Here is a 6,220-nt window from a genome sequence, read left to right as displayed (position 1 = left end):
CCGACAGGCGGGGCAGAGCGCTTTGGTTACTTTGCCGCTTTTGCAAAGTGACTCGCTGTAAGAGCGAAACCATAAGCAGCCGTTACCCAAATAACGGATATACACACCATCACTCCGGCAAAGGAATCACCCGCAACGGCCGCACCGACTTATAAGAAAAACTCGAGTAAATCTCCTTAACACACGGCAACCCCTGCAACACCTCCCGCGCAAACTCCCCAAACGACTCCAGATCCTTCGCCACCACTTCCAACAAAAAATCATACCGCCCCGAAACGTTATGACACGCCACAATCTCGGGAATCTCCAGCAACCTTTGCTCAAACGCCCGGGCAACTTCCCGGGAGTGCGTATCCATCATGATGCTGACAAACGCCGTCACCCCATACCCCAGCGCCTTGGGCGACAGGATCGCCTGATAACCGCCGATCACCCCGCTGTCCTCAAGGTTCTTCACCCGCCGCCAACACGGCGAAGTGGTCAGCGACACCCGCTCCGCCAACTCCGCCACCGTCAACCGCGCATTACCCTGCAAGGCGTTTAAAAGTGCCTTGTCAGTCCGATCCAGATGCATGGGCATATCTTGCCTCAAAACGTCGTTTTTATTGTTTTTCATCCCAATCTACCGGCTTTTCCCAGCAAACTATGGAACGTTCGGCCGCCGTTATAAGCATAGCATTGTAGGAAATAAGGAGCGTCCGACCATGAAAAATAAACACAACACGTTCGGCTTTTCCACCCGCGCCATCCACCATGGCTATGACCCCCAGGACCACCACGGCGCCCTCGTGCCGCCCATCTACCTGTCGGCAACCTTCGCCTTCCCCACCGCCGAATACGGAGCCGCCTGCTTCGCCGGCGAAGAGAGCGGACACTTCTACACCCGCATCTCCAACCCCACCCTGGCCCTGCTGGAATCGCGCATGGCCACCCTGGAAAACGGCGAAGCCGCGGTCGCCTTCAGCTCCGGCATGGGCGCAATTGCCGCGACGTTCTGGACCCTGCTGCGCCCCGGTGACGAAATCATCGTCAGCCAGACCCTCTACGGCTGCACCTTCGCCCTGCTGCACCACGGCATCGGCGAGTTCGGCATCAAGGTGCGCCACGTCGACCTCACCGACCTGAACGCCATGAGCGAGGCCATCAACCCGGCCACGCGCATGATCTACTTCGAAACCCCGGCCAACCCCAACCTGCAACTGGTGGACATCGCCGCCGTCGCCGAGATCGCCCACCGGCAACCCGGTATCACCGTGGTGGTGGACAACACCTACTGCACGCCCTACCTGCAACGCCCGCTGGAAATGGGCGCCGACGTGGTGGTGCACTCGGCCACCAAATACCTCAGTGGCCACGGCGATATCACCGCCGGCATCGCCGTCAGCAGCCAGGCCCTGGCCCAGCGCATTCGCCTGCAAGGGCTCAAGGACCTGACCGGTGCGGTGATGTCACCCCAGGACGCCGCCCTGCTGATGCGCGGCCTCAAGACCCTGGCCCTGCGCATGGACCGCCATTGCAGCAACGCCCTGGCCATCGCCGAAGCCTTGCAGGCCCATCCCCTGGTGGAATGGGTGACCTACCCCGGCCTGCGCTCCTTCCCTCAATACGAACTGGCCGCGCGGCAGATGAAACAATCCGGCGGCATGATCGCGTTTGAACTCAAGGGCGGCATCGACATGGGCCGACGCTTCATGAACGCCCTCAAGCTGTTCACCCGGGCCGTGAGCCTGGGGGACGCCGAGTCATTGGCCCAGCACCCGGCCAGCATGACCCATTCCACCTACACCCCGGAGCAGCGCGCCCACCACGGGATTTCCGAAGGGCTGGTGCGACTCTCGGCGGGCCTTGAGGATGTCGCCGACCTGCTGGCCGACGTTGCCCAAGCCCTGCAGGCCTGTGCCGTAAAGCCGAAATCCCGGGCGGTGCAACACAACGTTCATCACGCTTGAAGTAAATTCACAGGCAGGCGCGACGTTTATCAATAGCCCGGCCTGAAAAGGTCGGGCTGCTCCCGTTGCGCCCTGCACCGCAAAAAATTTGATCCATTCATTGGCCCGTTTGCGAAAGCCTGTACTAGCATACGAGGCGGCAGTCATGGAGATCACTGCCCTGTACGCCGCCCTCATTGAAACTCATGGATGAAATGATGAACTCACACCTGTTCCCCCACATTGGCAAAGTCATCGCCAGCACCGGCAGCCGGCATTTCCCGCGCATGCTGCACGACCTGATCCTCACCCAACTGGCGGTCGACGCGACGCACATCACGCAAATGCCTGTGAGTTCACCGCGCAAGGGCGGCAGTTCGCGAATGACGGGGGTCAGCCCGGTGTACACCGACCCGCTGCCAGGGCTGGAAGAGGCCCAGGCCGCCGCCCAACTGCACCTGACCCGGCGCAAGGATGACGTCAGCTACGTGCTGTCGGTGTATCGCTCCAACCCCTGCGAAAGTTTTTCCCAGCAGGAGCGGATCATCCTGCAAGACTTCTCCTCCCTGCTGCTGCCGATGGTTGAAAAACACATCAGCGCCCTGCAACCCAGCGATCCGGACAGCGAAGCGCCGCAGCAACAAGGCATCGACACCTTGCGCCGGCGCTTTGAAGAGCGCCTCGCGCAATCGGGGCTGGCCCTGTCCAGCCGGGAGCTTGAGGTGTGCGTGGGGCTGCTGGCTGGGCGTACCGCACCGGAACTGGCAGAGCAGTTGGCACTGAAGGTCAATACCATCGAGAGCTACCTCAAGCGGGCAGCGATCAAGATGGGCATCAGTGGCCGGCATTCATTGATGCGGTGGATGTATTCCACAGAAGAAAACGCCACTCTCTAGAACACCGAGGAACAAATGTGGGAGCGGGCTTGCTCGCGAATGCGCAGTGTCAGTCAATACATGTGTGACTGATCCAGCGCATTTGCGAGCAAGCCCGCTCCCACATTTTTTGATCTCTTACCGGCCTAATCCCGGGCCAGGGCTTCAATCGGATCCAACCGCGCCGCATTCCGCGCCGGCACAAACCCGAACACAATCCCGATCAACGTTGAACACGCAAACGCCGTCACCACCGAGCCCAGGGAAAACACCATTTCCCACTCTTTCACAAACAACGAAAACAGATAGCCGATGGCGAATGACAGCGAGATGCCGATCATCCCGCCAATCAGGCAGACCATCACCGCTTCCACCAGGAACTGCTGGCGAATATCCGATTGCCGCGCGCCCACTGCCATGCGAATCCCGATTTCGCGGGTGCGTTCGGTCACCGACACCAGCATGATATTCATCACTCCGATGCCGCCCACCAGCAACGAAATCACTGCAATCAACGACAGCAGCAACGCCAGGGAACGGCTGGTTTTCTGCACCGTCTGCATGATGCTGTCGAGGTTGTTGGTAAAGAAGTCCTTGGTGCCGTGACGTTGCAACATCAGCTTGGTGACGTTCTCTTCCACCACCTTGCTCGGCTGGCCGTCCTTGATGCGCACCGTGATGCTGTCCAGATGACGCTGGCCCAACAGCCGCCCCGCTGCCGTCTCGTACGGCACCCACACGTTCAACGCCTTGCTGGCGGCGAACATGTTTTTGTTGTCGGCCGTCACCCCGATCACGGTGCAGGGCAGGTTGCCCACCAGGATCACCTGGCCCAACGGATCCACGCCGGGCGCGAACAGCCGATGGCGCGCGTTGTGGTCGATCACCACCACCTGGGCCTGGCGCCGGGCGTCGCTTTCGCTGAAGGTAATTCCGGCTTCGAGCTTCAGGCCCTTGACCTGGAAATAGCGATCGCTGACCCCATTGACCTGGGCGTCCAGGTCGATATTGCCGTAACGCAGCAACAGGTTGCGCCCCACCACCGGCGTGGCGCTGTCGACGTAATACAGCTGGTTCAGCGCATCCACATCCGACGGCAACAACGTCTCGATGGCTGACGCACGGCTGTCACCAAAACTCTTGCCGGGAAAGATATCAATGGTGTTACTGCCAATGGCCTGGATGTCCTTGAGCACATAGCGCTTGGCGCCTTCGCCGATGGCCGAGATCGACACCACCGAGGTGATGCCGATGACGATGCCGAGCATGGTCAGCAAGGTGCGCATGCGATGGGAAATCAGCGCGACCCAGGCCATGTTGAAGGCCTCCTTGAACAGCCCGAGGCTCGCCACCAACTTGCGCGCACCGCTGCGCTTGGGCTCGATGGGCGCTTCGGTGGGCAGGTCGAGGCCGACACTCTGATTGGCGCGGTCACTGACGATCTCGCCATCGCGCACCTCAATGATCCGCTGGGCATTGGCCGCGACTTTCGGGTCATGGGTAACGATGATCACCGTGTGCCCGGCGGCGTGCAGCTCGGCCAGGATGCGCATCACCTCCTTGCCGCTGTGGGTATCGAGGGCGCCGGTGGGTTCGTCGGCGAGGATCACTTCGCCGCCGTTCATCAAGGCCCGGGCGATACTCACGCGCTGTTGCTGGCCGCCGGACAGCTGGCTCGGGCGATGGGTCAAATGCCCCGACAACCCCAGGCGTGCCAGCAATTCCCCGGCGCGGCTATGCCTGGCGGTTTCCGGCGTACCGGCATAAATCGCCGGCATTTCCACGTTGTGCAACGCGCTCAGGTGCGCGAGCAAGTGGTAACGCTGAAAGATAAAACCGAAGTAGTCGCGGCGCAGCTCGGCCAGTTGCTCATCCCCCAGGGTGCGGGTTTCGATGCCATTGATCTTGTAGCTGCCGGCGGTGGCGTAGTCGAGGCCACCGAGGATGTTCATCAGAGTGGATTTACCCGAACCCGAGGCCCCGGTGATCGCGACCATTTCCCCTGCGTGGATGGTCAGGTCGATGCCCTTGAGCGCAATGAATTCGCGGTCACCGGCCATGAAACTGCGCACGATGCCTTTAAGCTCCAGCAGTGGCTGAGTCATCAATCAGCCCCCCGCCACGGCGGGCGATGGATCGCCGATCACCACCTTGTCGCCCTCGGCCAGGCCATCGAGGATCTGCACCTTGACGTTGTTGTTGATGCCCGTCTGCACCTGCCGCGTGTTGGCCTTGCCCTTGGCGTCCAGCACCCGCACCGGGAAGCTGCCATCGGCATTGCGCGGGCCGAGTGCGGCCACCGGCACGGTCAGTGCGGCCTTGGCGGTGTCGAGCACGATGCGCACCTGGGCGGTCATGGCGATGCGCAGGCGGTGGTCGGGGTTGGGTACGTCGAACAGCGCGTTGTAGAACACCGCGGTGTTTTGCTTGGGGGTGCCGGCGGTCTGGGTTTCGAGGAAATTCTGCGGGGCGGGTTCGGTGCCGCGCAATTTGGCGTAGTAGCGTTTGTCGGCCTCGCCGAGGATGGTGAAGTACACCTGCTGGCCCGGGCTGATGTGGATCACGTCCGCTTCGGAGACCTGGGCCTTGACGGTCATGGTGTCCAGGTCGGCGAGCTTGAGCAGCACCGGCGCCAGTTGGCTGGCGATCACGGTCTGGCCTTCCTGGGTGACGATGCCCACTACATCGCCGTCGATTGGCGCGACGATGCGGGTGTAGGCCAGGTTGATCTTGGCGGTGTCGATCTGGATGTGGGCGCTTTTGATCTGGGCGTCGAGGGACATCAGGTTGGCGCGCTGTACCTCGTAATTGGACTCGGCGGTTTCGAAGTCCTGGCGGGACACGGATTCGTCCTCCTGCAGGCCCTGATAGCGTTCGTAGACGGATTTGGTTTCCTTGAGTTGCGCCGCAGTAGCGCGGCGTTGGGCCTGGAGGTTTTCTTCGTCGACCTGGGCTTTGCGCAGGGTGTTCTGCAGGATCAACGGGTCGATTTCGGCCAGCCATTGGCCCTTCTTGACCTTGTCGCCGACCTTGACCTTCAGGGATTTGAGTTGGCCGGAAACCTGGGCGCCGACATCGACCTGCTTGACGCCTTCGAGCAGGCCGGTGGCCAGGACGGCGTTTTCGATGTCACTGCGCTCGGCGGTGGCGGTCAGGTATTGCGGCGCGTCTGCGGGGGCCTGCACGGTGTAGATGGTCAGGGCGGCGGCGATTGCCAGGGCCAGGGCCATTCCTGTTTTGCGAAGCTTTGACTTTTCCATAAGTGACCACAGAAGACGTTGAAGTTGGTCCGGCTTTTGGCTCGGAGTACATATCCGTTTTTTTGGTAACGGCTGATATGGGTTCCGCTCTTACAGCGGCTCACTTTTGAAAAGCGCAAAAGTAAGCAAAACGCTCTTGCCCCACCACTCGGCACCT

At 61.2% G+C, this 6,220-nt stretch carries 5 protein-coding genes; 2 read left to right on the top strand and 3 right to left on the bottom strand.

All coding sequences use genetic code 11. The features are described 5' to 3' along the window. Positions 1 to 109: 109 nt before the first annotated feature. On the bottom strand, positions 110 to 580 hold the full coding sequence (locus tag AC3WKX_RS34035) for an Lrp/AsnC family transcriptional regulator (RefSeq protein WP_008430161.1): 471 nt from the start codon (positions 578 to 580) through the stop codon (positions 110 to 112). Between the two features lie 124 nt (positions 581 to 704). Here AC3WKX_RS34035 and AC3WKX_RS34030 point away from each other — a divergent pair, with 124 nt between their 5' ends. Together AC3WKX_RS34030 and AC3WKX_RS34025 are read left to right on the top strand one after the other, a co-directional pair. After that, positions 705 to 1,949, top strand: coding sequence for a methionine gamma-lyase (locus tag AC3WKX_RS34030; protein WP_102606506.1), 1,245 nt, complete (start codon positions 705 to 707; stop codon positions 1,947 to 1,949). Between the two features lie 185 nt (positions 1,950 to 2,134). Continuing rightward, positions 2,135 to 2,824: a helix-turn-helix transcriptional regulator gene (locus tag AC3WKX_RS34025; protein ID WP_102606505.1), complete on the top strand. Its 690-nt coding sequence runs from the start codon at positions 2,135 to 2,137 to the stop codon at positions 2,822 to 2,824. Between the two features lie 125 nt (positions 2,825 to 2,949). On the opposite strand, the gene AC3WKX_RS34020 is transcribed toward AC3WKX_RS34025, so the two are convergent. Together AC3WKX_RS34020 and macA are read right to left on the bottom strand one after the other, a co-directional pair. After that, positions 2,950 to 4,908, bottom strand: coding sequence for a MacB family efflux pump subunit (locus AC3WKX_RS34020; RefSeq protein WP_003212489.1), 1,959 nt, complete (start codon positions 4,906 to 4,908; stop codon positions 2,950 to 2,952). Positions 4,909 to 4,911: 3 nt separating this feature from the next. Further along, entirely contained in the window at positions 4,912 to 6,063 is a 1,152-nt protein-coding gene (gene macA, locus AC3WKX_RS34015; protein ID WP_032898521.1) for a macrolide transporter subunit MacA, read from the bottom strand. Between the last annotated feature and the right edge of the window lie 157 nt (positions 6,064 to 6,220).

Source organism: Pseudomonas sp. GP01-A4 (genome assembly GCF_058780865.1).
The sequence above is the reverse complement of the archived record's forward strand: the minus strand, read 5'-3'. Positions and strand labels throughout refer to the sequence as shown.